25 protein-coding genes and 1 pseudogene are annotated in these 24868 nt (G+C 74.8%); 14 read left to right on the top strand and 12 right to left on the bottom strand.

The window, feature by feature from the left end:
- Positions 1-39 precede the first annotated feature (39 nt).
- The 4 genes from mscL to OO48_RS27065 all read left to right on the top strand — a co-directional run bounded on the left by mscL (position 40) and on the right by OO48_RS27065 (position 5220).
- Positions 40-489, top strand: coding sequence for a large conductance mechanosensitive channel protein MscL (gene mscL / locus OO48_RS27080; protein ID WP_033220895.1), 450 nt, complete (start codon positions 40-42; stop codon positions 487-489).
- 343 nt (positions 490-832) lie between these two features.
- Positions 833-1450, top strand: coding sequence for a DUF6643 family protein (locus OO48_RS27075; RefSeq protein WP_051732886.1), 618 nt, complete (start codon positions 833-835; stop codon positions 1448-1450).
- A 239-nt stretch (positions 1451-1689) separates the two neighbouring features.
- Positions 1690-2595, top strand: coding sequence for an MOSC domain-containing protein (locus OO48_RS27070; RefSeq protein WP_106970427.1), 906 nt, complete (start codon positions 1690-1692; stop codon positions 2593-2595).
- A 183-nt stretch (positions 2596-2778) separates the two neighbouring features.
- Positions 2779-5220 carry a right-handed parallel beta-helix repeat-containing protein gene (locus OO48_RS27065; RefSeq protein WP_033220847.1) on the top strand — a complete coding sequence of 814 codons (2442 nt, stop codon included), beginning with the start codon at positions 2779-2781 and terminating at the stop codon, positions 5218-5220.
- Positions 5221-5230: 10 nt separating this feature from the next.
- Here OO48_RS27065 and OO48_RS34585 read toward each other — a convergent pair whose 3' ends face one another.
- Positions 5231-7489: a PP2C family protein-serine/threonine phosphatase gene (locus OO48_RS34585; protein ID WP_051732885.1), complete on the bottom strand. Its 2259-nt coding sequence runs from the start codon at positions 7487-7489 to the stop codon at positions 5231-5233.
- A gap of 112 nt (positions 7490-7601) precedes the next feature.
- Here OO48_RS34585 and OO48_RS27050 point away from each other — a divergent pair, with 112 nt between their 5' ends.
- On the top strand, positions 7602-7805 hold the full coding sequence (locus OO48_RS27050; RefSeq protein WP_033220843.1) for a hypothetical protein: 204 nt from the start codon (positions 7602-7604) through the stop codon (positions 7803-7805).
- A gap of 95 nt (positions 7806-7900) precedes the next feature.
- On the opposite strand, the gene OO48_RS27045 is transcribed toward OO48_RS27050, so the two are convergent.
- Positions 7901-9475, bottom strand: a complete 1575-nt coding sequence (locus tag OO48_RS27045) for an FAD-dependent monooxygenase (protein WP_033220841.1) — start codon at positions 9473-9475, stop codon at positions 7901-7903.
- Positions 9476-9548: 73 nt separating this feature from the next.
- On the opposite strand from OO48_RS27045, the gene OO48_RS27040 reads away from it, so the two are divergent.
- Complete coding sequence (locus OO48_RS27040) at positions 9549-10292, top strand: TetR/AcrR family transcriptional regulator C-terminal domain-containing protein (RefSeq protein WP_063830743.1); 744 nt, start codon at positions 9549-9551, stop codon at positions 10290-10292.
- A gap of 22 nt (positions 10293-10314) precedes the next feature.
- On the opposite strand, the gene OO48_RS38595 is transcribed toward OO48_RS27040, so the two are convergent.
- Complete coding sequence (locus OO48_RS38595; protein ID WP_157845546.1) at positions 10315-10452, bottom strand: hypothetical protein; 138 nt, start codon at positions 10450-10452, stop codon at positions 10315-10317.
- A gap of 147 nt (positions 10453-10599) precedes the next feature.
- Positions 10600-11367 (bottom strand): SDR family oxidoreductase, encoded by a 768-nt coding sequence (locus OO48_RS27035; RefSeq protein ID WP_245194819.1) that lies wholly within the window; start codon positions 11365-11367, stop codon positions 10600-10602.
- A gap of 118 nt (positions 11368-11485) precedes the next feature.
- On the opposite strand from OO48_RS27035, the gene OO48_RS27030 reads away from it, so the two are divergent.
- Together OO48_RS27030 and OO48_RS36720 are read left to right on the top strand one after the other, a co-directional pair.
- Positions 11486-12346, top strand: coding sequence for a LysR family transcriptional regulator (locus OO48_RS27030; RefSeq protein WP_051732883.1), 861 nt, complete (start codon positions 11486-11488; stop codon positions 12344-12346).
- Positions 12347-12404: 58 nt separating this feature from the next.
- A pseudogene (locus OO48_RS36720) lies at positions 12405-13158 on the top strand (IS5 family transposase); the annotation flags it as partial.
- A gap of 14 nt (positions 13159-13172) precedes the next feature.
- On the opposite strand, the gene OO48_RS27020 reads toward OO48_RS36720, so the two are convergent.
- The gene (locus tag OO48_RS27020) at positions 13173-13595 is read right to left on the bottom strand and encodes an ester cyclase (RefSeq protein ID WP_245194818.1); all 423 of its coding nucleotides are present in this window, start codon (positions 13593-13595) and stop codon (positions 13173-13175) included.
- 205 nt (positions 13596-13800) lie between these two features.
- On the opposite strand from OO48_RS27020, the gene OO48_RS27015 reads away from it, so the two are divergent.
- Positions 13801-14217 carry a GNAT family N-acetyltransferase gene (locus tag OO48_RS27015; RefSeq protein WP_033220838.1) on the top strand — a complete coding sequence of 139 codons (417 nt, stop codon included), beginning with the start codon at positions 13801-13803 and terminating at the stop codon, positions 14215-14217.
- A 33-nt stretch (positions 14218-14250) separates the two neighbouring features.
- Here OO48_RS27015 and OO48_RS27010 read toward each other — a convergent pair whose 3' ends face one another.
- From OO48_RS27010 to OO48_RS38590, 4 genes are all read right to left on the bottom strand, one after another.
- Entirely contained in the window at positions 14251-14778 is a 528-nt protein-coding gene (locus OO48_RS27010) for an SMI1/KNR4 family protein (RefSeq protein ID WP_245194817.1), read from the bottom strand.
- 108 nt (positions 14779-14886) lie between these two features.
- Positions 14887-15120, bottom strand: coding sequence for a hypothetical protein (locus tag OO48_RS27005; protein WP_033220836.1), 234 nt, complete (start codon positions 15118-15120; stop codon positions 14887-14889).
- A gap of 71 nt (positions 15121-15191) precedes the next feature.
- Positions 15192-15530 carry a hypothetical protein gene (locus OO48_RS27000; protein WP_033220834.1) on the bottom strand — a complete coding sequence of 113 codons (339 nt, stop codon included), beginning with the start codon at positions 15528-15530 and terminating at the stop codon, positions 15192-15194.
- A 34-nt stretch (positions 15531-15564) separates the two neighbouring features.
- Complete coding sequence (locus OO48_RS38590; RefSeq protein ID WP_157845545.1) at positions 15565-15771, bottom strand: hypothetical protein; 207 nt, start codon at positions 15769-15771, stop codon at positions 15565-15567.
- Between the two features lie 358 nt (positions 15772-16129).
- Here OO48_RS38590 and OO48_RS26995 point away from each other — a divergent pair, with 358 nt between their 5' ends.
- From OO48_RS26995 to OO48_RS39060, 4 genes are all read left to right on the top strand, one after another.
- Positions 16130-16963, top strand: a complete 834-nt coding sequence (locus OO48_RS26995) for a helix-turn-helix domain-containing protein (protein ID WP_033220832.1) — start codon at positions 16130-16132, stop codon at positions 16961-16963.
- Positions 16956-17162, top strand: coding sequence for a DUF397 domain-containing protein (locus OO48_RS26990; protein WP_033220830.1), 207 nt, complete (start codon positions 16956-16958; stop codon positions 17160-17162). Before OO48_RS26995 ends, OO48_RS26990 begins: the two co-directional genes overlap by 8 nt.
- Before the next feature lie 149 nt (positions 17163-17311).
- Positions 17312-17578 carry a hypothetical protein gene (locus OO48_RS26985; RefSeq protein ID WP_157845544.1) on the top strand — a complete coding sequence of 89 codons (267 nt, stop codon included), beginning with the start codon at positions 17312-17314 and terminating at the stop codon, positions 17576-17578.
- A gap of 93 nt (positions 17579-17671) precedes the next feature.
- Complete coding sequence (locus tag OO48_RS39060; protein ID WP_033220826.1) at positions 17672-20881, top strand: ATP-binding protein; 3210 nt, start codon at positions 17672-17674, stop codon at positions 20879-20881.
- A gap of 40 nt (positions 20882-20921) precedes the next feature.
- On the opposite strand, the gene OO48_RS26975 is transcribed toward OO48_RS39060, so the two are convergent.
- Positions 20922-22451 carry an MFS transporter gene (locus OO48_RS26975; protein ID WP_209439544.1) on the bottom strand — a complete coding sequence of 510 codons (1530 nt, stop codon included), beginning with the start codon at positions 22449-22451 and terminating at the stop codon, positions 20922-20924.
- Between the two features lie 128 nt (positions 22452-22579).
- Entirely contained in the window at positions 22580-23152 is a 573-nt protein-coding gene (locus OO48_RS26970) for a TetR/AcrR family transcriptional regulator (protein WP_033220824.1), read from the bottom strand.
- Between the two features lie 125 nt (positions 23153-23277).
- Between OO48_RS26970 and OO48_RS26965 the strand changes: the two genes are divergently transcribed.
- The gene (locus tag OO48_RS26965; RefSeq protein ID WP_051732879.1) at positions 23278-23721 is read left to right on the top strand and encodes a DUF4267 domain-containing protein; all 444 of its coding nucleotides are present in this window, start codon (positions 23278-23280) and stop codon (positions 23719-23721) included.
- Between the two features lie 7 nt (positions 23722-23728).
- On the opposite strand, the gene cds1 is transcribed toward OO48_RS26965, so the two are convergent.
- Complete coding sequence (cds1, locus tag OO48_RS26960) at positions 23729-24835, bottom strand: L-cysteine desulfhydrase Cds1 (RefSeq protein ID WP_033220822.1); 1107 nt, start codon at positions 24833-24835, stop codon at positions 23729-23731.
- Between the last annotated feature and the right edge of the window lie 33 nt (positions 24836-24868).

Raw genomic sequence — 24868 nt, 5'->3', positions numbered from 1 at the left:
GTTGGACCGCAGGGAGGTTGGACCGCCAGGATGGCCGTCATGTTCAAGGGATTCCGTAGCTTCCTGCTGCGCGGCAACGTCGTCGACCTCGCGGTCGGCATCGTCATCGGCGCGGCCTTCACGGCCGTCGTCACCGGTTTCGTCGCGGCCTTCCTGACCCCGCTGATCGGCATCGCCTCCGGCGCGGTCGGCGACTTCAGCAAGGAGTCGTTCACCGCGGCCGGCGTCACCTTCCCCTACGGCGCGTTCCTCCAGGCCCTGATCAGCTTCGTGCTGGTCGCCGCGGTGATCTACTTCGCCGTCGTGATGCCCGTCGGCAAGCTGCAGAACCGTTTCAACCCGGTCAAGGACACCCCGGTGGCCAAGGCCGACTGCCCCGAGTGCCTCAGCACCGTCCCGGCCGCGGCGACCCGCTGCGCCCACTGCACCAGCGAGTTGGCCGGCCGCCCGGGCTTCCCCGCCCAGGCCGCCGCCGCGTCCGCCCGCTGAGGCGCCCTCCCGCACCGCTCCCCGGCCCGGACGGCTCCCCGCCGCCCGGGCCGGAACCCGTTCCCGGCCGCGCCTCCCGGCGGCCGCCACGGCGGTCTGGACCACCACCGGCTTAACGGAACCTTGGCGGAGCCTTTCCCCCGACCGATCGGCGGCTTTTGTCCGGCACCGGGTGAGCGGGTGGTGCACGGACGATGGAGCCGGGATGACCGAAACGAACCCTCGTTTCGCCCGGATCTGCCCGGCAATGCCCGATTCGAGCGAGCGAAGAGTCTGTAAACAGTTGAACTCCAGGCCGCTCCGCTCTCCTCAGCAGGCACGTTGTGGGCTTACGGTATGCCCCATGACCTCGCCCCGCTCCTACGACGGAGTCGGCTACCCCCCTCCGTCCTTCTCCTCCGGCACGCCCATCTACGACAGCCTGGTCGCAGAACGCGGCATCCCGCAGATCGCACCGATCAACGTGCCCCCGGCCCTCCCGGCCCCCTCCTGGTCCTCCGCCTACGGCAGCGGTTTCGGCACCGGCTTCGACTCCCCCCAGTCGAACCTGCCCGCCCTGCCCCCGGCCCGTCTCGCGCTGGGCCCCGGCCCGAGCAGCACCCCGGCCCCGGCCCCGTACGTCCCGGCCCAGCCCGGCTACGGACACGTCCCGGCCCAGCCGCAGCACGGCTACGCCGCCGCGCCGCAGGGCTTCCTGCCCACCCAGCGCCCGACCGGCCAGTTCCAGCCGCAGCCGCAGCCGCAGCCCGCCCAGGCGTACCCCGCGCCGCAGGCCCCCGGCAACGGCTTCGCCACCGCCCCGCAGAGCTTCACGCCGACCTTCAACTCGCAGCAGTTCGGCGCCCAACCGGCCCCGCAGCAGCAGTCGTTCGGCGACCAGTCCTTCGGCGGCAACAACCTGCGCCCGGCGGCGGCCCCGCAGCAGTACCCGCAGTACCGGCAGTACCCGCAGGCCGGCTGAGAACCCCTCCCCGGGGGGCAAGGTCACCACGCAACGACGCGTTTCATCCCCCACACCGCCCGCCCGCGCACCCCGCCCGGGCGGGCGCACCGCATCGCCTGCACCGCACCGCGCTCCACCCCACCACCCGCTCCACCCCACCACCCGCTCCACCGCACCGCCCGCTTCCCCGCCTCCCGGCTCCCCGCCGGGGCGCGGGGAAGCGCCGTACCGGGCCCGGCCGTTCGCCTGGCAGGATGGTGGGCATGCCGAGTCTCGCCTCCCTCCACCTGTACCCGGTCAAGTCGATGTACCGGCTCAGCCCGCCGTCCGCCGCGGTGCAGCCCTGGGGCCTGGCCGGCGACCGCCGCTGGATGCTGGTCGGCCCCGACGGCACCGCCCTCACCCAGCGCGACGAGCCCTCGATCGGGCGGTTCCGCCCCGCCCCGTCCGCCGACGGCACCTCGCTCACCCTCACCGGCCCGGACGGCGCCGTCCACACCCTGGCCGTACCGGCGTCGGCCGCCGGCGCCCCCGAGGCCGTCGTCAGCGTCTTCGGCACGAGCTTCTCCGCCGTCGAGACCGGCAAGGAGACCTCCGCCTGGCTGGCCGAGCGGCTGCCCGCGAAGCTCGGCGAGATCCGCCTGGTGCACCTGGACCGCCCGGCCACCAGCCGCCCGATCGACCCGGAGTACGCCGCCCCCGGCGAGACGGTCTCGATGGCGGACGGCTTCCCGCTGCTGCTCACCACCACCGGCTCGCTGGACGAGCTGAACGCCCGGATCGCCGCCGACCACCCCGATGACCCGGTCAAGGGCGCACCCCTGCCGATGGAGCGCTTCCGCCCCAACCTGGTGGTCTCCGGCACCGCCGCCTGGGCCGAGGACGGCTGGCGCCGGATCCGGGTCGGCGGCCTGGAGTTCCGGGTGGTCAAGCCGTGCGGGCGCTGCGTGGTGACCACCACCGACCAGGAGAGCGGCGAGCGGCGCGGCCCGGAGCCGCTGCGGGCGCTGGGCCGGCACCACCGCCTCGGCCGGAAGCTGGTGTTCGGCCAGAACCTGGTGCCGGTCCGCGCCACCGGCGCGGAGGTGCTGGGGACGCTGTCGGTGGGGGACGGGGTGGAGGTGCTGGAGGAGGTCCCGGCGCCGCTGCCGGACCACCGCTGACCGGGTCCGGCCCGGGCCCGGTCAGCTCCGCGCACCCGGAACCACCCCCGGCCCCGGTCGTTGAACCGGGCGCCGGACCCGGACGGCGGTCCGCCGGGTCCGCCCCGCGCGCTACGGTGGGGCCGATCGCGCAGCGTCTCGGCGTAACGACGTAACCGACGAAGGCGGGGATGACAGATCGCCATGGGTGAGCTCAGGGTCCGGGTCACGCAGGACAGCGCCTCGCGTTGGCGCCGTCGCGGCGGGGAGTACGCGACGCTCCGCGAGGCCCTGGAGGTCGCCGAGCCCGGCGACACCCTGACGGTGCGCGCGGGGACGTTCCGCGAGGCGGTGCTGGTCGACAAGCCGGTGACGCTGGTCGCCGAGCAGGGGCCGGGCAGCGTGCGGATCTCGCCGCCGGAGAGCGCCGTGCGCGGCGGCACCGCGCTGACCGTGACCGCGGCGGCGACCGTCCGCGGCCTGGTCGTGGAGGGCTCGGACCGCTCGGCCCCGGCGGTGCTGCTGGCGGGCGCGGACGGCGCGGTGCTGGCCGACTGCCGGGTGGAGACCTCGTCCTCGGTGGGCGTGGAGCTGACCGACGGCGCCCGCGCCCGGTTGGTGAACTGCGTGGTGGAGAACCCGTCCGGCCTGGGGGTGCGGCTGCGCGCCCAGGCGCAGGCCGAGCTGGTGGACTGCGAGGTGGTCTCGGCCGGACAGAGCGGGCTGGCGGTGCTGGCGGGCTCGCGGCTGCGCGCGGAGCGGGTGAAGGTCCGCCGGGCCGGCGGGGCGGGCGTCCTGCTGGCGGACCCGGGGACGCTGGCGGAACTGACCGGCTGCGAGGTCTCCGAGGTGCGCGGCTCGGGCGTGCAGGCCGAGGCGCAGGCGGTGGGCCGGCTGACCGACTGCGCGGTGCACCGGGTCTCCGGCAACGGCCTGAGCCTGGACACCGGCGCCGAACTGGAACTGACCTCCTGCCGGGTGCACGAGGTGCCGGAGAACGCGGCGGACCTGCGCGGCGGGGCGAAGCTGACGCTGCGCCAGGTGACGGTGCAGGGCTTCGGCCGGGGCGCGCTGTCGATCTGGGACAACGGGACGAAGGTGCTCGCCGAGGGCTGCCGCTTCCACTCCGCGCAGGGCGACTACCCGGCGCTGTGGGTGAGCGACGGCGCGGCCCTGGAGCTGGCCGACTGCTCGCTGGACGACCTCCCGGACGCGCTGTTCGTCCTCGACCAGGGCTCCTCGGCGGCCGTCCGGGACTGCTCGTTCACCAACATCCGCTCCTCGGCGGTCTCGGTCAGCGGCGGCGCCGCCGCCGACCTGTCGGGCTGCCGGATCCAGGGCGCGGGCACCGGCCTGTGGTTCCGCGACCACGGCTCGGGCGGCCTGCTCACCGACTGCGAGATCGCGGACGTGGCGACCGGCGTGATCGTCACCAAGGGCGCCGATCCGGTGCTGCGCGAGTGCACGGTGCGCGGCGCGAGCGAGGCCGGGGTGTACGTGTCGGCGCAGGGGCGCGGCGAGTTCGACGCGGTGCGGGTCTCGCAGGGCGGCGGCTTCGGCTTCCACGTGATCGACGGCTGCCGGACGAAGCTGGTGCGCTGCCGGGCCGAGCGCAACGCCCGGGCGGGCTTCGAGTTCTCCGAGCCGGGCCCGGTCGCCGAGGGCTGCACCTCGGACGACGCGGCGCCGCTGCCGGCCCTCCCGTCCGTCCCCGCCCCCGTCCCCGGGCCCGCCGCGCCCCCGCTCGCCGCCCTCGTCCCCGCCACCCGCGTCCCCGCCGTCCAGACCACCGCGCCCGCGCTGCCCGCCGCCGCCGTGATCGGCCCGATCCCGGACTGCCGCCCGGCGGAGGTGGCGCTGGCCGAACTGGACGCGCTGGTCGGTCTGGCCACCGTCAAGCAGGAGGTGCGCACCCTGATCGACCTGATCTCGGTGGGCCGGGCCCGGGAGCGGGCCGGCCTCAAGGCGCCCTCGCCGCGCCGCCACCTGGTCTTCACCGGCGCCCCCGGCACCGGCAAGACCACGGTGGCCCGGCTGTACGGCGAGATCCTGGCCTCGCTGGGCGTCCTGCAGCGCGGCCACCTGGTCGAGGTGGCCCGGATGGACCTGGTCGGCGAGCACATCGGCTCCACCGCGATCCGCACCGCCGCCGCCTTCGACCGGGCCCGCGGCGGCGTGCTGTTCATCGACGAGGCGTACGCGCTCGCCCCCGAGGACGGCGGCCGGGACTTCGGCCGGGAGGCGATCGACACCCTGGTCAAGCTGATGGAGGACCACCGGGACGCGGTGGTGGTCATCGTGGCCGGCTACACCGCCGAGATGGAGCGCTTCCTGGCCGCCAACCCCGGCCTGTCCTCGCGCTTCTCGCGGACCGTCACCTTCCCCGACTACACCGCCGACGAGCTCCTCGACATCGCCCGGGCGCAGGCCGCCGAGCACGAGTACCGGCTCTCCGACGCCACCGAGTCCGCGCTGCTCACCCACTTCACGTCCATCGACCGCTCGGTCGGCTTCGGCAACGGCCGCACCGCCCGCCAGGTCTTCGAGACCATGGTCGAACGACACGCCTCCCGGGTCGCCCAGCTGCCCTCCCCCACCACCGAGGACCTCCAACTCCTGGTCCCCGCCGACCTGCCGGGCGCGTAGGCCGTCGGGCCTAGGGCCGGGCCGGCAGTTCGAACCAGACCTTCCGGCCCGAGGTCTCGTGTTCGGCGCCCCACCGGTCGGCGAGCCTGCTCAGCAGCAGCAGGCCCCGGCCGGATCCCTCCTCCGCGAGCGGGTCGACCTCCGCCAGGACGGGCAGGACGCGGTGGTCGTCGGTGATCTCGACCAGTAGCCGGTCGGTCCACACGAGGCGCACGGAGACCGGCCCGGTCACCAGCGCCACCGCGTCGGCGACCAGCCCGCCGATCAGCAGCTCCGCCGTGTCGGCAAGGAACTCCAGCCCCCAGGAGGAGAGTTCGTCCCGCACCTGGCGGCGCAGCCGCGGCACCTCGTCAGCCCGGGGGAGCATCGCGAAGTAGGCCTCCTCCGTCCGTGGGGCGCCGTCGAACGCGGCGACCAGCACGGCGAGGTCGTCCCGCCGCTCCACCGCGCCGGGCGCTTCGAGGACGAAGTCGCGGAGCTGCTCGGGCGACCACCCCGCGCCGGTCGACTTGGCGCAGTGGTCGGCCAGTTCGACCTGGCGTCCGGTGCACAGCACCAGCGCGGAGCCGTCCGGCACCTCGATGGTGTGGGCGGTGAACGGGACGCCGCCGACGCCGATCGGGGCTCCGGCGGGCAGTTCGACCTCCGCGGAGCCGCCGCCGGGGTGCAGCAGGACGGGCGGCAGGTGCCCGGCCGTGGCGAGTTCGCAGGTGCGGGCGACCGGGTCGTAGACCGCGTACAGGCAGGTGGCGAGGTGGTCGTCGCCCAGGCGCCGGGCCAGGTCGTCCAGGTGCCGCAGCAGCTGGGCGGGGGGCACGTCCAGCAGGGTGAAGGCCTGCACGCCGGCCCGGAGCCGGCTCATCGCCTGGACGGCGGGCAGGCCGTGGCCCAGGACGGCACCGACCACCAGGGCGATCCGGTTGCCGCGCAGCGGGATGGCGTCGACCCAGTCGCCGCCGGCCCCGTCCCGGTGCCAGCCCGGCCGGAAGCGGTGCGCCAGCCGCACCCAGGGCGTGTCCGGCAGGGTGTCGGGGATCATCGACCGCTGGAGCGCCCGCGCCAGCCGGGCCTCGGCCCGGTGCAGCCGGGCGCTGTCGAGCAGCAGCGCCCCGCGTTCCGCCAGTCCGGCCAGCAGCTCGCGCTCGGCCCGCCCGTACGCCGCCCGGTCCGCACCGCCGAGCAGCCGCAGTACGCCGAACACCTCGCCCCGGACGGCCAACGGCACGGTCAGCACGGTCTGTCCGGCCGAGTCGGTGTGCACCGGCACACCCTCCCGCAGGGCGCGCTCCACCTGTTCGCGCGGCAGGGCGACCTGGCCGCGGGCGGGGCCGTCGAGCGGTTCCCCGGCGGCGGCGATCCGGTGCAGGATGACGGCGTCGGGGGTCCAGCCGTCCGGGGAGTCCTCGTCCTCGACGAACGCGGTCCGCACCTCGACGGCGGCCGAGGCGGCCCAGCCGGGGACGAACGCCGCACACAGCTCGGCGGCGGTGGTCTCCGGGTCGGCCCCGGTGCCGACCGTCCGGGCGAACTCCCGGGCGAGCACGGCGGCGGGCGAATCCAGCCCCGCCCGGTAGCTGAACTCCCTTTCGTGGCGGGCTTGTTGGGCGGCCATGGCGGCCTCGGCGGCGAGCAGCCTGGCCTCCAGCCGGACGCACTGCTCCTCGGCGTCGTGGCGCAACGCCTGGGCGCGGACGAGTTCGGCCCGCAACAGGTCCAACTCGCGTTTCAGCAGCCGCAGTTCCTCCCGGGCGAACTCGGCGCCGCTCCCGTCCGACCAGCGCTCCACATCGCCGGGGCCGCTCCCGTAGCGGGCGGCCGCCCGGTCGGCCTCCAGCTGCCGGTAGCGCTGTTCGGCCTGCGCGGCCTGGGCCTCGGTGGCCTCCAGCGAGCGCAGCAGGTGCCGTTCCCGGACGCCCGCCAACTGGAGTTCGCGCTCGGCCGCGCCGAGCCGGTCACGCAGCTCCTCCACCTCGTGCCGGGCCGCGTTGCGCACCCGCAACGCGGCCATCCGCAGCCGGTGGGCGTGCTCCTGGACGTCCGGCGCGACCGACCGGCCGGTGGTTTCGGCGACTTGGCACAGCAGCTCGTCGACGAAGTCCTTCGGGGCGATCCGGGCCCCGCTCAGGTAGCGCGAGACGCTGCCCTTGTCGCGGTTGCAACGGGCGGCGTACCGGGTGATCGAGAGGCCGCCGAAGGTCTGGAACAGCTGGTTCAGGAAGGCGGTGAAGGCCGCCACCTCCGGCTCCCCGCCCGGCAGTTCGAGTGTCATCACCCTCCTCCCCCGTTGCCGGGCATCGGCAATCCGTTGCGTCTGGCGCAACACCCGGCCCACCTCGAAGAGTAGGGGGAACCCGCAACGACCCGCAGCGAAAGGCCCCTTGATGTTCACCGAAGCCGTCCGCGCCCTGGCCGCCTGCCAGCGCCCGGTCATCGTCGCCCTGGCCCTGCTGCCCGTCACCCTGGTGACGGCGGCCTGCCTGCCCGCCGTCCTGCTGCTGCCCGCCTTCCCGGGCGGCGTCCGCCGGCTGACCACCCTGCTGGCCCAGCTCCGGCGCTGGACCGAGACCGTCCTGACCCGGGCCTAGGCAGTTCCTTCCGGAAGGGGGACGCGGGCACGGCCCCTGCCCCGCCGGCCGGCCGTCGCCGCGTTCCCCGCGGCGCCCACCCGGGCGGGCGCGGTTCATGCCGGGCGCGCGGCGGCGGTCCGACGGTCCGTCAGTCGGGTGTCGTGCCCCAGGACCCGGCGCAGGACCGGGCCCAGGTGCCGTTGCTCGCCGGCCTCGGCCCGCCAGGCGACGAAGCCGTCCGGGCGGGCCAGCAGTGCGCCGCCCGCCGGGATCTGCGGCAGGGTGACCGGGTGGACGGGCAGGCCGAGCGCGTCCGCGGCCCGCTGCCAGCTCCCGCCGTCCTCCGCGCCGGCCTCGGTGAAGAGGGTGAAGCGGGCGCCGACCAGGTCGAGGGTGGAGACGCCGTCGGCGACCCAGGCGTGCGGGAGCCGGGAGCCGGGAGCGCCGTCGAGGTCGAGGGCGACGTCCTCGGTGGAGGGCAGCGCGGGGACGGGGCCGGCCACGGCGGCGGAGTCGTAGCGGTAGCCGATCTGGACCACCTCGGCGGCCAGCGCTCCGGCCTCCGCCCTGGCCGCGGCGCCGGCCGGGCCCCGGTTCCAGTGCAGGGCGGGGTCGGTGAGGCGCAGCACGCTCTGCCGCAGGGCGGTCTCGGCGACCGGGCGGCGCTCGTCCTGGTAGCTGTCCAGCAGGGCGGGGCCGGCCTCGCCGCGCAGCACCGCGGCCAGTTTCCAGGCCAGGTTGTGGGCGTCGGCGATGCCGGTGTTCATGCCGAAGGCGCCGAGCGGGGGCACCGCGTGGGCGGCGTCGCCGACCAGGAACACCCGGCCCTCGCGGAAGCGGTCGGCGATCAGTGCGCGCACCCGCCAGGGCAGCCGGCTGAGGACCTCCACCTCCAGGTCCGGCCCGGCACCCAGGACGGCCCGGATGTGGTCGGCGTCCGTCTCGGTGCCGGCCCCGGTGTGCAGGACCCACTCGTACCGGCCGTCGAGGGTGACCAGCGTGCCGCGGGTGCGGCCCGCGCCGAGCTCGGCGGCGATGAAGCGGTGCGGGCCGAGGAGGTGCTCCAGGTCGGCCCGGAAGAGCGTGTTGACGAGCGGTTCGCCGAGGTCGCCGGGGCCGCCGAGACCGATGCCCAGGGCGGTGCGGACGGTGCTGCGGACGCCGTCGGCGGCGATCAGGTGGTCGGCACGGACGGTGCGGCCGTCGGAGAGGCGGGCGGTGACGCCGTCCGCGTCCTGCGTGAAGGAGAGCAGTTCGACGCCGTACTCGACCCGGGCGCCGCGTTCGCGGGCGGCGGGCAGCAGGACGGAGTCCAGTCGGTTCTGCGGGCAGGTGCCGCGCAGCCGGGCGGGCGTCCAGGCGCGGTCGCCCTCCGCCCGGGAGGATCGGGCCCGGACGGCCGGGCGGTCGGGGAGGCCGGCGGCGGCCAGCGTGGTGGCGGTGATCCTGCCGAGGTTGCCGGCCGTCATGTCGACGGCGACCTCGTCCACGGCCCGGTCGAGGCCGAACTCGCGCAGGATCTCGACGGTGCGCACGCCCACGCCGGTGGCGCGGGGGTGGATCTGCGGGCCCTGGAGCCGTTCTACGGCCAGGACGTCGACGCCCCGGGCGGCCAGGAAGACGGCGGCGCTCAGGCCGACCGTTCCGGCGCCGGCGACCAGGACCTGGGCGGAGACGTACTGCGGCATGGTTGCCCCCTTGATTCGGGAACAGCGTTCCCTAAGTTGGGAACACTGTACCCACACGGCTAGCATGAGCGCCATGGCCATCGAGGAACCGTCGCAACAAGCAAGCCCGGACGGGGACGCGCCCGCCGCGCTGGTCTGGAACCGGCCCGCGCGCGCACCCCGCCGCCGGGCGCTCACCGTCCACCGGATCGTGGAAGCGTCCGTCGCGCTCGCCGACGCGGAGGGCCTGGACGCGCTGTCGATGCGCCGGGTCGCCGCCGAAGTCCCCACCGGCACCACCTCGCTCTACCGCCAGGTCGCGAGCCGCGGCGAACTGCTGGAACTGATGACCGACGCCGTCCTCGGCGAAGTCCCGCCCGCCCCCCTCACCGGCGACTGGCGCACCGACCTGCACGCCCTCGCCACCGGCCAGCGCGCCGCCCTGCTCCGCCACGACTGGCTCGGCGCCGTGATGTCCACCCGCCCCGCCCTGGGCCCCAACTCCCTGCGCCGCATCGACCGCACCCTCGCCGCCGCCACCGCCCTCACCCGCGGTGACATCACCCTGGCCGGCGAGGCCGTCTCGATCATCGGCGACTACGTCGCCGGCCACGCCGCCCGCGAGGTCGCCGAACGCGAGACCCTCCGCCGCACCGGCACCACCGAAGAACAGTGGCGCGCCTCCCTCGGCCCCTACCTCCACCGCGTCATCGCCTCCGGCGAGTACCCAGCCTTCACCCGCCGCGTGGTCGAGGCCGCGGAGCGCAGCTTCGACGAACTCTTCGCCGCCGGCCTGGAGACCGTCCTCGACGGCCTGGCGGCGCGCTACGGCAACTGACGGCGGGAGCGCGGCCGGGGGCTCACCCGTGGACGTCGAGGGCCGCCGCCAGGCGGTCGCGGAGGGCGGTGAGCAGCGGCAGCAGGGCCCGGGCGAGCAGGACGGGGGCGGTCGGGTTGGTCGCCGCCAGCGCCTCGGGCCGCCGCCCGACGGCCACCACCCGCGCCGCGTGCCCTGCTCGGCGAAGGCCCGTGCCGTCGCCCGTCCGATGCCGCTGCCCGCTCCGGCGACCAGGGCCACCCGCTGTCCGTTCGCCATGCGGTGGTCCCGGAACCCTGCCGCCGGCGTCGGGGTCGAGCCGGCGGGGTCAGACCAGGCGGCCGCCGCCGTCCACGTGCAGGACGGTGCCGGTGACGTACGGGTTGTCGATGGCGTGCAGGACGGCCTTGACCAGGTCGTCGGGGGTGCCGACGCGGCGGGCGGGGTTGCGGGCGGCGACGGCGGCCAGGAAGGCGTCCTTGTCGGCACCGAGCCCGTCCCAGGAGCCGGTGTCGACGATGCCCGGGGAGATCGCGTTGACCCGGACGGGGGCGATCTCCACGGCGAGGGCCTGCACCAGGAAGGCCAGGGCGCCGTTGGTGGTCGCCATCACGGTGCGGGCGGGGGCGGGGCGCCAGGCGGCGACGCCGGAGAAGAAGGTGAGCGAACCGCCCTCGGCGATCTGCCCGGCCAGGTGCTTGGCGAGCAGCAGCGGCCCGATCACCTTGGCGTCGAACGCCCTTCGCACGTCGGCGAGTTCCAATTCGGCGAGCGGCCCGTTCGCGGGAAGTCCGGCGGTGGACACCAAGTGGTCGAAGCGTCCGAGCCGGTCGGCCAGCGCCTTGACGGAGGACTCCTCGGTGAGGTCGACGGGCAGCACGGTGGACGGGCCGGCCAGTTCGGCGGCGGTCAGCTCCAGCTTGCGCGGGTCGGGCCCGGCCAGGACCAGTTCCGCCCCGGCGGCGGAGGCCGCGCGGGCGAGGTGCCGGCCGGTGCGGGACCCGGCGCCGACGACGACCAGGCGGCGGCCGGACAGCGATCCGGGCTGCGACCCGGGCTGCGACCCGGACGGGGATTCGGGCAGGGATTCGGACACGGTGGTTCTCCTCGCTCGTCGGGCACGGCCGGAGCGTTCCCGGCCTCGGCACCACCCTGCTCCGACCTGCGCCGATAGGTCCAAGGCTTGTTTTCGACCCAACCGATAAAATCCGTGCATGGCGACGTTGCGACAGCTCGAGTACCTGGTCACCGTGGTCGACACCGGCTCGTTCACCCGGGCCGCCGAACGGCTGCACGTCACCCAGCCCGCGCTGTCGCACCAAGTCCGGGCGCTGGAGGCATCGTTGGGCGGGCCGCTGCTGGAGCGCCTGCCGCGCGCCGTCCGGCTCACCCCGCTCGGCCGGGCCGTCCTCCCGCACGCCCGGGCCACCCTCGCCGACGCCGGACGCCTGCACGCGGCGGCCCGCCGCGCGGCCGGCCTGGAGGAGGGCGAACTGGAGGTCGCCACCGTCCACTCGGTGGCGCTCGGCCTGCTGCCCCCGGTACTGCGGGCCTGGCGGGCCCGGTACCCGGGGGTGCCGGTCCGGCTGCGTGAGTACCCGCACGCGCGGCTGCTGCGGGACGCGGCGGCGGCCGGCCGGGCCGATCTCGCGGTGGGCCCGTCGCCGGACGGATGGGACGGCCCGGTACGGGAGTTGGGCGTCGAGGAGTTCGCCCTCGTACTGCCCCCGGACGACCCGCTGGCCGGCGCCCCGGACGGCGCCCTCCCGCTCGCCGCGCTCGCGGACCGCGACTGGGTGCACTACGCCCCCGGGCACGGCCTGGCCGAAGTCCTGGACGCCGCCTGCGCCCGGGCCGGCTTCCTCCCCCGCGCGGCCGTCCGCACCGAACAGACCTCCGCCGCACCCGTCCTGGCCGCGGCGGGCCTCGGCCCGGCCCTCGTCCCCGCGACCGTCCTGCCACCCGCGCTGGACGCCGCCGTCCTGCGCCAAGGCCAAGTACATCCAGTACGAGGCCTTCCACCCGGCACGCCGAGAGCACGCACCAGACGCCGCGGGGCCGCGACGGGAGTTTGAAGACGGGCCCTAGCGCCCGTTCCAGAAGTGGATCAAGGTCGTGCGATGATCACGTTCCATGGCCCGGGGAGATCTGACGGACACCCAGCGGGCAGTACTGGAACCGCTGCTGCCGCAGGGCGTCAAGCCCGGTCGGCCGCCGGCGCACACCGAGCGGCAGCTGACCGACGGCATACGGTTCCGCACCCGCACGGGCATGCCGTGGAGGGGCCTTCCCGAGCGCTACGGGCCGTGGGGGACGGTGTACGGGCTGTTCCGCCGCCGGCGGCGCGACGGCACGTGGCACCGGGCCCTCGAACAGCTCCAGGCCGGGCCGACGCGAAGGGCCTGATCACCTGGGACATCTGCGTCGACTCCACGATCGCCCGCGTCCACCAGCACGCGGCCGGTGCCCCCAAGAGGGGGACCTGCAGGTCGAGCCGCCCGGCGGGGTCTTCACCGAGCCCGACGACCACGGGCTCGGGCGCTCCCGCGGTGGACTGACCACCAAGGTCCACCTGGCGGTCGAGCAGGCCCAGGAGCCGATGCCGCTCGTGATCACGGCCGGACAGTGCGGCGACTCCCCGCAGTTCCAGGTCGTCCCGGGCCGCATCCGCGTGCCACGTCTCGGCCCGGGACGGCCGCGCACCCGGCCGGACAAGGTCCGCGCCGACAAGGACGACTACAAGCAGCGGCACGCCGTCGAGTGCGGCCTCAACCGCCTCAACCGCCTCAAGCGCCACCGCGCGGTGGCCACGAGGTACGACGAACCCGCCGTCCGCTACGAAGCGACCGTGCTGGTAGCAGCCCTCAACGAGTGGCGGCGACCAGCACGATCACCGCATCACTACTCAGTCTTCGGCCACTCCCATCCGAGCTGGAGGAAGAGGCCGAGGCGGTCACTCACGGCACGGATCTCGATGATCTTGCCCTCCGCGAGGGTGAAGATCCAGATCGCCTCGTTCTCGAAGCTCCGGCCGGTTGGCTCGGGCATGCGCGGGTGGGTTCCATCGTGGACTCCACGCTGAGTGACGCGAGCGACCACCTGGTCGCCCTCGCCGATCAATTCGTCCACATGGACCGTGAGCGGCTCGAACGCGACCAACTGCTGACGAAGACCCTCGAATGCGGCGCCCGGTTCGTCGACCTCCCCATGGATGATCTTGTTGTGGTCCACGACGTTGTGCGCCATGAACCGGGGAAGGTCCGCGAGCCGACGGTCGCTGACCGCTTCGAAGAAGCCCAGAACGACCTTCTTGTTGTGATCCACCACTGGCACCCCCGTCTAATCGATTGTCAGCCACCGGATCCTAATCACCTCGATCCACGGGCCCGTCAGCGCGTTCGTGGCCAGGACTTCCGCAGCAGGCCCTAGCGCCGCGCGCCGCGTCGGAGGGGGTCCCTCCCGGAGGCCCCGGAGGCCCCGGAGGCGAAACCGCCCGGCCGCCGGTACCGGAAGCTGTCAGAATCCCCGGATGGAGATCCGTCGCGTCACTCAGGCCGAAGCCGTCCACGCCGCCGGGCACCTGTTCGACACCGTCCCGGAACGGGAGGCGACCGCACGGTTCCTGGCGGACGAGCGCCATCACCTCCTGATCGCCTACGTGGACGACGCCCCGGCGGGGATGGTCACCGGCGTCGAGATGACGCACCCGGACAAGGGGACCGAGATGTTCCTGTACGAGCTGGGCGTGGACGAGTCGTTCCGCGGGCGGGGCATCGGCCGGGCGCTGGTGTCGGCCCTCGCTGACCTGTCGCGCGAACGGGGCTGCTACGGCCTGTGGACGCTCACGGACGGGGACAACGTCGCGGCACGGACGACGTACCGCCGCGCCGAAGGCGTCCCGGAGCCGGGACAGACGGTCTTCACCTGGGTGTTCGACGAGGCGTAGACCGGGACGCCCCCGGGGCCGGCCGGTCCGGGTTCAGGGCAGGGGCTGGTAGAACGGGCGGTCGGGTGCGAGGTTGCGCGAACACACCGTCACGTCCTCACCCCTGAGGTACGCCAGCAGCCATTCGCCGAACGTCATCTCGTGGAGCGTCCAGGCCGGACTGTCGAACTCCTGGACCACGACGCGCCAGGGCGACGAGGGACCGTCGGGAACGCGGAGGAAAACCGCCTCCCCCGTCGTGGCCGTCGCCACCGGCATCAACTCCCCGGGGCCCGGACCCACCGGAGCGGGCAGGAACTCCGCCATGTCCTCCTCCCGCCACATCTCGAGATCCCCCCTGATGGTCTCCCCCAGGCTGTGCAGGAGGTGACCGGCGGGGTGCTTCACGTACAGCTGCCGGTTGATCTCGATCGAGCCGTAGGCGTCCACGATCTCGCGGAAGTCCGCGGGGAACCCGACACCGAACTCCCGCTCCATCTCGGCCCACGGCGCCGGGTCCGACCAGTTGAACCGGGGTTCGCCCAACAGGGCTTCGACCTCCGAAAGCGTTGCCACCACCACGCCCCTCCCACCGGGTTCCGGGCGCCCCGGCCGGGGCCCCCGCCCCGGTAGCCTACGAGCCGCTCCCCCGCCCCGGCGGTGCGGAGCGGCCGGGCGGTCCGGGGGCGGTCACTCGTGTTCGGGGCGCTCGGGGCTCTCGATGTCGCGCCCTCCGCCGTCCACTTCGCTCCAGACCAGTTCGCGGGCGGTGCCGTGGTCGCGGGGCGGCGGGGAGTAGCCGTGCCCCCAGCGGTCGCCGAGGGCGAGCGCCGCCAGGACGGCCCGGTGGTCGCCGGAACCGCCCGCACCGTCGGGCCGGTTGATCGCGAGGGTGATCCGGTAACCGGTGGGGGTCGTGGTCAACCGGGCCTCCCCACCGCCGGCTTGCGAGAGCCGCTCGGCGATCTCCCACGCCCGCCGCCGTGACGCGCCGCTCACGAGGCGGCGTCCGGTGTCGGCCGGCCCTCGGGGCCGAGCTCGGGGAACGCCGTCCGGACGACGGCGGGGAACTCACCGCGGAACAGGGCCAGTTCGAGCAGTGACTCGGCGAGCTGCTGCGCCCACGGCAGCCCGACGCACCCCAGCGCGATCCCGGACGCCTCCGGCGGGACGTCGGGACGGTAGACCGGCGAGAGCCCCGGCGGCGGGTCGAGCCGGGCCGCCCGGAACGCCCGCTCCAACGAGTCCGCCGCCCGCTCGGAGTCGGCGAACCCCCCGCGCAGGAACCGCCGCAGGACCTCGGCGGTCACCAACGGCTCTCCGGTGTACAGCACGTGCTTCCCCTTTCGGATGGGTGGTGGAACGCGGTCACACCGCGTCGACGGGGACGCCCTCGGCGGCGGCGGTGCAACGCGGGCAGGCACAGGCCGGCCAGGTGAGCGCCGAGACCAGGGGCAGGACCTGTTCTTCGTCCGAGACGCGGAACGAGACCGGCACCCGGCTTCCGTCGGGCCGCAACCGGTAGACGCGGATCGTCAACCTGGCGGTGGAGCTGGGGTGTTGCTGGTCGGGCACGGCGGTGACCTCGCAGGTGACTGTGCGGGGAGGGACGGGGGCAGGGGCTCGCTCACGCCCCGGGGCACGCCACCCCTGGCCCTGTTTAATGACGCACGCTCACTCACAGGAGTGAGACCTTCCCGGCCGACGCCACCTGCCCACCGCTCCAACCTCCATGAATCCGGGAGCAGTTCTGCTGGTCAGCACTGGTAACGACGGGTCCTTCCGCCCCGACACGCACGGGGCACGGGAATACCGGCGCGCCATGGATCGATTCCACTCCGTAACGCGACGGCTACCGGGAGCGCCCACTGTCCTCTAAGCTTCGAGGCCGTTCAACCTGTCCCCAGCGGTTCGTTTGGTAGGTCGAATCACCGTGAACAAGAAGGAACTTGACCCCGAGGCGTCGCCGTCGGACGGGATCGGGGCACTGCTTCGCACGTCACGAGAGCAGCGGGAGTGGACGCAGGAGCACCTCGCGTCGCTGGTCGGCTGCACGTCGTCGTACATCTCGGCGGTAGAGCACGGCCGGAGAAAACCAAGTCAACGCGTCGCAACAGCACTTGACTGGGCGTTCGGATCCGGCGAGCAGTTCCTCAAGGGGCGGACCACGACAGGCCAGCAGGCACTGTTCGAGGGCTTCCCCGAGCTGGTGCGCAACGAGTCGAAGGCAACGACGATTCGGGTGTACGAGGTCAGTGTCATTCCGAGCCTGCTCCGCACCCACGACTACGAACGCGCATACCAAGCGGGGCCTGTACTGCGCGGTATCGCGACACAGGAACAGGCCGACGAACGGAGCGAGGCGCTGTTCCGTAGACAGCGGGATCTCGATCGGACACCGGCGCCGTTCTATCAGGCGGTGATCGACGAGGGGGCGCTACGGCGACCGGTCGGTGGCCGAGACGTCATGGCGGCTCAGCTCCTCCACTTGGAGGCCATGGCCTCCCGTCCTCGCTTCAGGATCCAGGTAGCACCGTTCTCCGCCCCCGAGGCAAGGTCGTTCACTCTCCCGGTCGTGTTGCTGACCATGCCGAACAGGTCCGTCATCGGCTACAGCGAGACACAGCGCCGCGGCTACCTCGAACGCGATCTGGAGACGCTGGAGGAGTGGATCAGTGAGTACGATTACCTCCAAGGCGAAGCATTGTCCCGGGCTGCGAGTATCGAGTTCATTCGCGAGGTACGGAGAGGCTTTGAACATGGATGACCTGCGCGACGCCACTTGGCGCAAGAGCTCCCATAGCGCCAATGGCGGCAACTGCGTCGAGGTCTCGGACAACTTCCCCGCCGCCGTCCCCGTCCGCGACTCCAAGGACCCGCACGGCCCCGCCCTGGTCTTCCCCGCCGCCGCGTGGTCGGCCTTCGTGACCGCCGTCCGCAACGGCGGACTCGACGCCTCGGCTTGAAACCGACGCTGGAGTCCAGGGGCGCGCCGCCGGCCTCCACCGCCCGCCAGGCGTCCCGGCAGGCATCCTCCGGAGGGGGTTGCGGCGTGGCGTCCGGTGTTCGGCCGTGGGAGGGTGCGCGAATGCCGATGTGGTTGCTCGATGTTGGCTTGACGCTGTTGCTCGTGCTGGGTGAGGCCCTGGCCGTCGCCGCGTGGTTCCTCCACGGCAGCTTCGAGGTCTGCCAGGGCAAGCGCCGGACCATGCCGTGGCCCGGGGTCGCGGTGAGGCTGGCGGGAGTCGCGGCCTTCCTGGCCGGGACGGCGATCGGGCTGTTGCACCTGGGCCTGCCCGTCGCCGCGAACGTCCAGAGCCTGCTGGCCGTCGTCGTCGCGCTGCTGCTCGCGACGGGGCTGGTGGGCACCTTCTGGCGCTGAGCGGCGGGGCGGCTCCGCCGGGGGCCCGGTGGTCGGGGGGAGGGCGGCTGAGGGCCCCGTGGGGGTGGCAGACTGGCGGTCGGGGGTGATCGCGTGCGGATCGGCGTGCTGGGGCCGTTGGAGGTCCGGGGGGCGGAGGTCGCGGGGGTGCGGCTGCGCGGGCTGCTGGTGCGCCTGGTGGTGGGTGCGGGGCGGGTGGTGTCGGCCGAGCGGCTGGTGGCGGACCTGTGGGGGGAGGCGCCGCCGGCGGTGCCGGGGAACGCGTTGCAGACGCTGGTGTCGCGGCTGCGGGCGCTGGGCGGGCGGGACGTGGTGGTGGCGGGGTCGGGCGGCTACCGGCTGGGGGTGGGGGCGGGCGAGGTGGACGCGGTGGAGTTCGAGCGGCTGCTGGAGGTGGCGCGCGGCCTGGCCGCACCGGCGGAGCGGGTCGCGGTGCTGCGGCGGGCGCTGGAGCTGTGGCGCGGCCCGGCGCTCGCGGAGTTCGCCGACGCCGAGTTCGCGGGGCCGGCGGCCCGGCGCTGGGAGGAGTTGCGCCTGACGGCCGTCGAGGACCGGCTGGAGGCCGAGTTGGCGCTGGGACGGGGCCGGGAACTGGTGGCCGGGTTGGAGGAGTTGGTGGCCGCGCACCCGCTGCGCGAGCGCCTGCACGGCCAGTTGATGCGGGCCCTGGCGGCGGCGGGCCGGCCGGCGGCCGCGCTGGAGCGGTACGAGGAGACCCGTCGCGGTCTGGCCGAGCGGCTCGGGGTGGACCCCTCCCCCGAGCTGTCCGCGCTCCATCTCTCGCTGCTGCGCGGCGAGTTCGCCCCGGCACCGGAGCCCTCGCCGAAGCTGTCGGCGGAACGGCCCTCACCGCGGCCCGCGCCGCGCCGCTCCAACCTGCCGCTGGCGCTGACCAGTTTCGTCGGCCGCGAGCGGGAGTGCGCCACCGTCCGCGAACTGCTGGGATCCACCAGGCTGGTGACGCTGACCGGGCCGGGCGGGGCGGGCAAGACCCGGCTCGCGGTGGAGGTCGCGGCGGGGCTGGCGGCGGACTTCCCGGACGGGGTGTGGCTGGTGCCGCTGGCTCCGGTCGCCTCGCCCGCCGAGGTGCCGCAGGCGGTGCTGCAGGCGGTCGGCGTCCCGGACGCGCTGCGGGTGGGCGAGCCGTCGGCCGGTCCGGCGTCGCCGGTCGAGCGGCTGGCGGGGGCCCTGGAGCAGCGCCGGCTGCTGCTGGTGCTGGACAACTGCGAGCACCTGCTGGACGCGGCGGCCGAGTTGGCGTCCGGCCTGCTCTCGCGCGCCCCGCACGTCCGGGTGCTGGCCACCAGCCGGGAGCCGTTGGGCGTCACCGGTGAGTCGCTCTGCCCGGTGCCCTCGCTGCCGCTGCCCCCGGCGGACGACGAGACGGCGACGGCGGACGGCGAAGCGGCGGCGGCGTACCCGGCGGTGCGGCTGTTCGCGGACCGGGCCGCCGCGGTCCGCCCCGGTTTCCGGATCGACGCGTGGTCGGCGCCGCTGGTGGTGGGCATCTGCCGGGCGCTGGACGGGATCCCGCTGGCGATCGAGCTGGCGGCGGCCCGCACCCGCTCGCTGACGCTGCGGCAGGTCTCGGAGCGGCTCGGCGACCGCTTCCGGCTGCTGGCCGGCGGCGACCGGGCCGCGCTGCCCCGGCACCGGACGCTGCGGGCGGTGATCGACTGGAGCTGGGAGCTGCTGGACGCCGACGAGCGCGCGGTGCTGGCCGCGCTGTCGGTGTTCGCGGGCGGGGCGACGCCCGAGCACGCCGAACTGGTCTGCGGCCCGCAGGCCCCGGGGGCGGACGTGATCGAGGTGGTCGCCGCGCTGGTCGACAAGTCCCTGGTGCGGGTGGTCGGCGACGGCCCGGGCGGCGAGGTCCGCTACCAACTGCTGGAGACCGTGCGGGCGTACGCCGCCGAGAAGTCGGCGGCCTCCGGCGCGGCGGCCCGCACCGGGGACGCGCACGCCGCGTGCTTCCTGGCGCTGGCCGAGCGGGCCGAGCCGCAGCTGCGCGGGCCGGGGCAGGCGCGCTGGACGGCCCGGCTGACCGCGGAACGGGACGACCTGCACGCCGCGCTCGGCCACCTGGTCGCGAGCGGCGACGCGGCGGGCGCGCTGCGGCTGGCGGGCGCGCTGGTCTGGTTCTGGACCATCGGCGACCACGCGGGCGAGGCCGCCGGCTGGGCGCGCGCCGTCCGCGAGCTGGTCGGCGAGCAGGCGCCGCCCGGCCTCGCCGACGCCCACGCGCTGTGCACCGCCATCGCCGTCCTGGTGCCCGCGCTGAACGGCGAGGACGGCCCCGACCCGGCGGCCGTCCGGCGGGCCGTGGCCACCGTGCTGTCGCACCTGCCCGCCCGCCCCGCCCACCCTGTGCTGCACCTGATCGCGGCCGGTTGCGCGCTGCTGCTGGACGACCGCCCGGCCGGCCTGCGCGACCTGCGCGGCCTGCTCGACCACCCCGACCCGTGGACCAGGGCCACCGCCCACCTGGGGCTCGGCCACCTCGCCCTGGACGACGGCCGGTTGGACCAGGCCGCCGAACAACTCGACCAGAGCTACCGGCAGTTCGGCCTGATCGGCGACCGGTGGGGGCGCAACGCGGCCACCGGCGGACTGCTCGAACTCGCCCTGATCCGCGGCGACGGCCCGGAGGCCGTCCGGCTCGGCGAGGAGGCGTACCGCGCCGGCGCGGACGCCGGGTCCGACCACTGCGCCCTGGTGCTCGTCCAGTTGGGCCGGGCCCGGGCCGAGGCGGGCGACCCGGAACGCGGGCGGCAGGACGTCGAACTGGCCGTCCGCACCGCGGAGCGGCTCGGCGAGCACACCGACGCCGCCACCGGGCTGCTCGCCCTCAGCGACCTGCACCGCCGCGCCGGGGACTTCGCCGCCGCCCGCCGACCCCTGCTGCGCGCCCTGGAACTGCTCGAACCGCGCACCGAACGGGCCGAACCGCGCCGGGCGGCGGCCCTGGTGCACAGCCGGCTCGGCTGCCTCGCCGAACAGCAGCACGACCTGGACACCGCCGCCCACTGGCACGCCCGGGCCCTGGCCGTCCTCGGCGAGGACCCGCACCGCCGCACCCGGGCCGCCGCCGCCGAGGGCCTCGCCGCGTACGCCGCCGCCCGCGGCGAACACCTCCGCGCCGCGGAACTCCTCGGCACCGCCCGCACCCTCCTCGGTTACCGCCCCGCCCACGGCCCCGACACCGCCCGGGCCACCGCCGCGGCGACCGCGGCCCTGGGCCCCGCCGCCTTCGCCGCGGCCTACGGACGCGGCCGCCAGGACACCGTGCTGCGCTGGCCCTGACGCCGGGGAGGACGGCGGGAGGCGGAAGCAGGGGCCCGGTTCACACCGCGACGGGTTCCGCCGCCCGCCCGGGCCGCGCCGCCCGCCCCGGCAGGAAGACCACCGCGAGGACGGCGGTCAGCAGGGCGGTCGCGCCGGACGCCACGAGGACGAGTTCCATGCCGTGGACGAAGGCGCCGTGCGCGGAGGAGAGCAGCGCGGTGTCGTGCAGTTCGGTGGCGACGGCGGCCGCGCCGGTGACGGAGTCGCGGGCGGTCGCCGCGGCGGGTCCGGGCAGGGCGGTGACGTCGATCCGGGCCAGGTAGCCGGCGCTGAGCAGGCTGCCGAGGGCCGCGACGCCGAGGACGCCACCGACCTGCTGGAGGGTCTCCAGGACGCTGGTGCCGACGCCGGTGCGCTCCTCGGGGATGGCGGCCATCACGAGGCTGGTGGACGGCACGATCACCAGGCCGAAGCCGACTCCGACCACGGACAGCCAGAAGGCGGTGAATCCGTACCCGCTGTCCGGCGCGGCGCGGGTGCCGAGGAAGACGCCGGCGGCCAGCAGCACCAGCCCGGCGGGGACCACCGCGCGGGCGCCGATCCTCGGCACCAGGCCCTCGCTGAGCGCGGCGGACACCATCAGCCCGCCGATCAGCGGCAGGACCCGCAGTCCGGTGCCGAAGGCGTCGTAGCCCTGGACGGCTTCCAGGTACTGGGGGACGACGAAGAGGATGCCCATCACGGCGAAGTTGCCGAAGACCGCCGTCAGCGTGCCCCAGGAGAACCGGCGGTCGGCGAACAGCGCCAGGTCGACCAGCGGTTCGGCGGCGCGGCGCTGCCGCCGGACGAAGATCACCAGCAGCAGCGCGGCCGCGGCGAGCGGGCCGAGGACCGCCGGGGAGGTCCAGCCGTCGGCCGGGACCAGGATCGTGCCGTACACCAGCGCGGTGGTGCCGACCGTGCCCAGGAGCGCGCCCGCCCAGTCGAACGGGGCGGTGCGGGTGCGGGCGCGCGGGCCGTCGGCCGGGAGCAGCAGGGCGCCCGCGAGCAGGGCCGCCGCGGCCACCGGCACGTTGAACAGGAAGACCGAGCCCCACCAGAAGTGGTTGAGCAGCCAGCCGCCGACCACCGGCCCGGCGGGCATGCCCAGGGCGGCGGCGGCCGTCCAGACCGCGATGGCCCGGGGCACTTCCGCGGCGGGGAAGATCCGCGACAGCAGCGCCATCGAGACCGGCATGATCATCGCCGCGCCGAGGCCCATCGCGGTGCGCACCGCGATCACCCCGCCCGCGGAGCCGGTGAAGGCGCCCGCGAGCGAGGCGGCGCCGAACAGCGCGACGCCCGCCGTCAGCACCCGGCGGTGGCCGAGCCGGTCGCCGAGGCGGCCGACCGGGAGCATCGCCACGCTGAAGGCGAGCAGGTAGCCGCCGCTGATCCAGAGCAACTGCTCGTTGCCGGCGTCGAGTTCCCGGGCCAGCGTCGGCAGTGCCACGTTGATGACCGTCCCGTCCAGGCCGACCACCAGCACGCTCGCCACCAACGCCCCCAGTGCCCACCACCGGCGGGCCGAACGGACCGTTTCCACCACCACGACCTCCAGGACTCGTCCACTGACGACCCCACCTTCGGGGGCACCCCTGGCACGCGGCTGGCATCCGGCTGGCACGGCCCCGGCCGGCACGGCCCGGCCGGAGCGGTCCGGAGACGGCCGCCGGTTCAGAAGACCGCGGTGAACGCGTCGATGCGGGGCTGGTCGAGGTCGGGGCGCAGGCGGCCGTTGCGGGCGAGGGTGACCATGCCGTGCAGGGCGGACCAGGCGAGTTCGGTGTAGCCGCCGGGGTCGTGGCCGGCGGCCTTGGCGCTGCGGGCGGCGGGTTCGGCGATGGCGGCGAAGGCGGCGTGCAGGGGGGCGGGGGCTTCGGGGGTGCCGAAGGGGAGGGTGCTGGGGAGGGTGAAGATCGCGTCGTAGAGGGCGGGGTTGGCCTCGGCGAAGGCGAGGTAGGCGCGGGCGACGGCGGCGAACGCCTCGCGCGGGTCGGTGACGTCCGCGGCGGCGGCCCGCAGCAGGGCGGCGAGTTCGGCGCAGCCCTCGACGGCGACGGCGGCGACGATGGCGTCCTTGCCGCTGAAGTGGCTGTACAGGACGGGCTGGCTGTACTCGATGCGTTCGGCGAGGCGGCGGGTGGTGACGGCGTCCCAGCCCTCGGCCTCGGCGAGTTCGCGGGCGGCCCGGACGATCAGCTGTTCCCGTTCGGCGCGTTCGCGCGCCCGGCGTTCCTTGATAGCCATGAACGAAATCCTAGCAGCGCTAGACATTCGACGACCCGTCGGTCTAGCATCATTCTCGTCGCTAGCGCCGCTAACCAAACGGCGGCGCGCACCGCTCCGCCACACACACCGCAGGGGGAACCACCATGTCCGCGACCACCACCACCGCCACCACCGCCCCGAAGACCGCCGGCCGACTGCGCGTCAACCTCGCCACCGCGTTCACGGTCCTGGTCGCGCTGGGCATCGGCTACGTCGGCGTCAGCTACCTGCTCGCCCCGGAGAGCACCGCCTCCGGCTTCGGAATGCCGGTGTGGCCGCAGGGCGAAGCCGCCGACTTCCTCATCGTCAAGGGCTTCCGGGACATCGTCTCCGGCCTCGTCCCGCTGGCCCTGCTGCTGACCGGGCACCGCCGGGCGCTCGGCTGGGCGCTGCTCGCCGAGTCGGTCACCCCGTTCGGCGACGCGGCCACCATCCTGACCCACCACGGCAGCACCGCCACGGCCTTCGGCGTGCACTTCGCCACCGCCGCCCTCGTGGTGGTCACCGCCGCCCTGCTGCTCACCGAGCGCACCGGCAAGCGCGCCTGACCGGCCCTCAGCCCTCCGCCCAGTCGCCGCCCGCGAGGAACTCCTCGAGGGCGGCGCGGTGCGGTCGGGGGTCGATCCGCTCGGCGGCGAGCCACTCGTCCGAGTAGTACTTGTCGAGGTACCGGTCGCCCGGGTCGCAGATCAGCGTGACGACGCTGCCGCTGCGGCCCTCGCGGCGCATCTCGGCGACGATCCGCAGCGCGCTCCACAGGCCGGTGCCGGTGGAGGCGCCGGCCCTCTTGCCCAGGACGTCGGCCAGCAGGTGGGCGGCGGCGATGGAGGCCGCGTCGGGGACCTTCATCATCCGGTCGATCGCGCCGGGCACGAAGGAGGGCTCCATCCGGGGGCGGCCGATGCCCTCGATCCGGGAGCCGGTGGGGCAGTGCGCGTCCGGGTCGTGGTGCACCCAGCCCTCGAAGAAGCAGGAGTTCTCCGGGTCGGCGACGCAGATCCGGGTGTCGTACTGCATGTAGCGGACGTACCGGGCGATGGTCGCGGAGGTGCCGCCGGTGCCGGCGGTGGCGACGATCCAGGCGGGTTCGGGGTGGGGTTCCAGCCTCAGCTGGGCGAACACCGACTCGGCGATGTTGTTGTTGCCGCGCCAGTCGGTGGCCCGCTCGGCGTAGGTGAACTGGTCCATGTAGTGGCCGCCGGTCTCGGTGGCGAGCGCGGCGGCCACCGCGTAGACCTCGCCCGCGTTGTCGACCAGGTGGCACCGGCCGCCGTGGAACTCGATCAGCTCGATCTTGGCGCGGCTGGTGGTGCGGGCCATCACGGCGATGAACGGGACGCCGATCAGCTGGGCGAAGTACGCCTCGGAGACGGCGGTGGAGCCGCTGGACGCCTCGATGACCGGGGCGCCGGGCCGGATCCAGCCGTTGCACAGGCCGTACAGGAACAGCGAGCGGGCCAGCCGGTGCTTGAGGCTGCCGGTGGGGTGGGTCGACTCGTCCTTGAGGTACAGGTCGACGCCCCACTCGCCGGGCAGCGGGAAGCGCAGCAGGTGGGTGTCGGCGGAGCGGTTGGCGTCGGCCTGGACGCGGCGGACGGCCTCCTTCAGCCAGGCCCGGTACTCGGGGTCGGTCCGGTCCACGTCCTGGGTCTGATCGCTCATCGCGCCACTCTCCTCGCCACCGCCGGTGCGCCA

This window comes from Kitasatospora phosalacinea (assembly GCF_000716545.1).
GTDB lineage: Bacteria > Actinomycetota > Actinomycetes > Streptomycetales > Streptomycetaceae > Kitasatospora > Kitasatospora phosalacinea.
The sequence above is the reverse complement of the archived record's forward strand: the minus strand, read 5'-3'. Positions and strand labels throughout refer to the sequence as shown.

Coding starts and splice junctions, on each gene's coding strand:
- OO48_RS27075 (WP_051732886.1), top strand. CDS start 833: ATGACCTCGCCCCGCTCCTACGACGGAGTCGGCTACCCCCCTCCGTCC.
- OO48_RS26965 (WP_051732879.1), top strand. CDS start 23,278: ATGTCCGCGACCACCACCACCGCCACCACCGCCCCGAAGACCGCCGGC.
- OO48_RS27045 (WP_033220841.1), bottom strand. CDS start 9,475: ATGCCGCAGTACGTCTCCGCCCAGGTCCTGGTCGCCGGCGCCGGAACG.
- OO48_RS26970 (WP_033220824.1), bottom strand. CDS start 23,152: ATGGCTATCAAGGAACGCCGGGCGCGCGAACGCGCCGAACGGGAACAG.
- OO48_RS27040 (WP_063830743.1), top strand. CDS start 9,549: ATGGCCATCGAGGAACCGTCGCAACAAGCAAGCCCGGACGGGGACGCG.
- OO48_RS27050 (WP_033220843.1), top strand. CDS start 7,602: ATGTTCACCGAAGCCGTCCGCGCCCTGGCCGCCTGCCAGCGCCCGGTC.
- OO48_RS34585 (WP_051732885.1), bottom strand. CDS start 7,489: ATGACACTCGAACTGCCGGGCGGGGAGCCGGAGGTGGCGGCCTTCACC.
- OO48_RS27015 (WP_033220838.1), top strand. CDS start 13,801: ATGGAGATCCGTCGCGTCACTCAGGCCGAAGCCGTCCACGCCGCCGGG.
- OO48_RS27030 (WP_051732883.1), top strand. CDS start 11,486: ATGGCGACGTTGCGACAGCTCGAGTACCTGGTCACCGTGGTCGACACC.
- mscL (WP_033220895.1), top strand. CDS start 40: ATGTTCAAGGGATTCCGTAGCTTCCTGCTGCGCGGCAACGTCGTCGAC.
- cds1 (WP_033220822.1), bottom strand. CDS start 24,835: ATGAGCGATCAGACCCAGGACGTGGACCGGACCGACCCCGAGTACCGG.
- OO48_RS26990 (WP_033220830.1), top strand. CDS start 16,956: ATGGATGACCTGCGCGACGCCACTTGGCGCAAGAGCTCCCATAGCGCC.
- OO48_RS27065 (WP_033220847.1), top strand. CDS start 2,779: ATGGGTGAGCTCAGGGTCCGGGTCACGCAGGACAGCGCCTCGCGTTGG.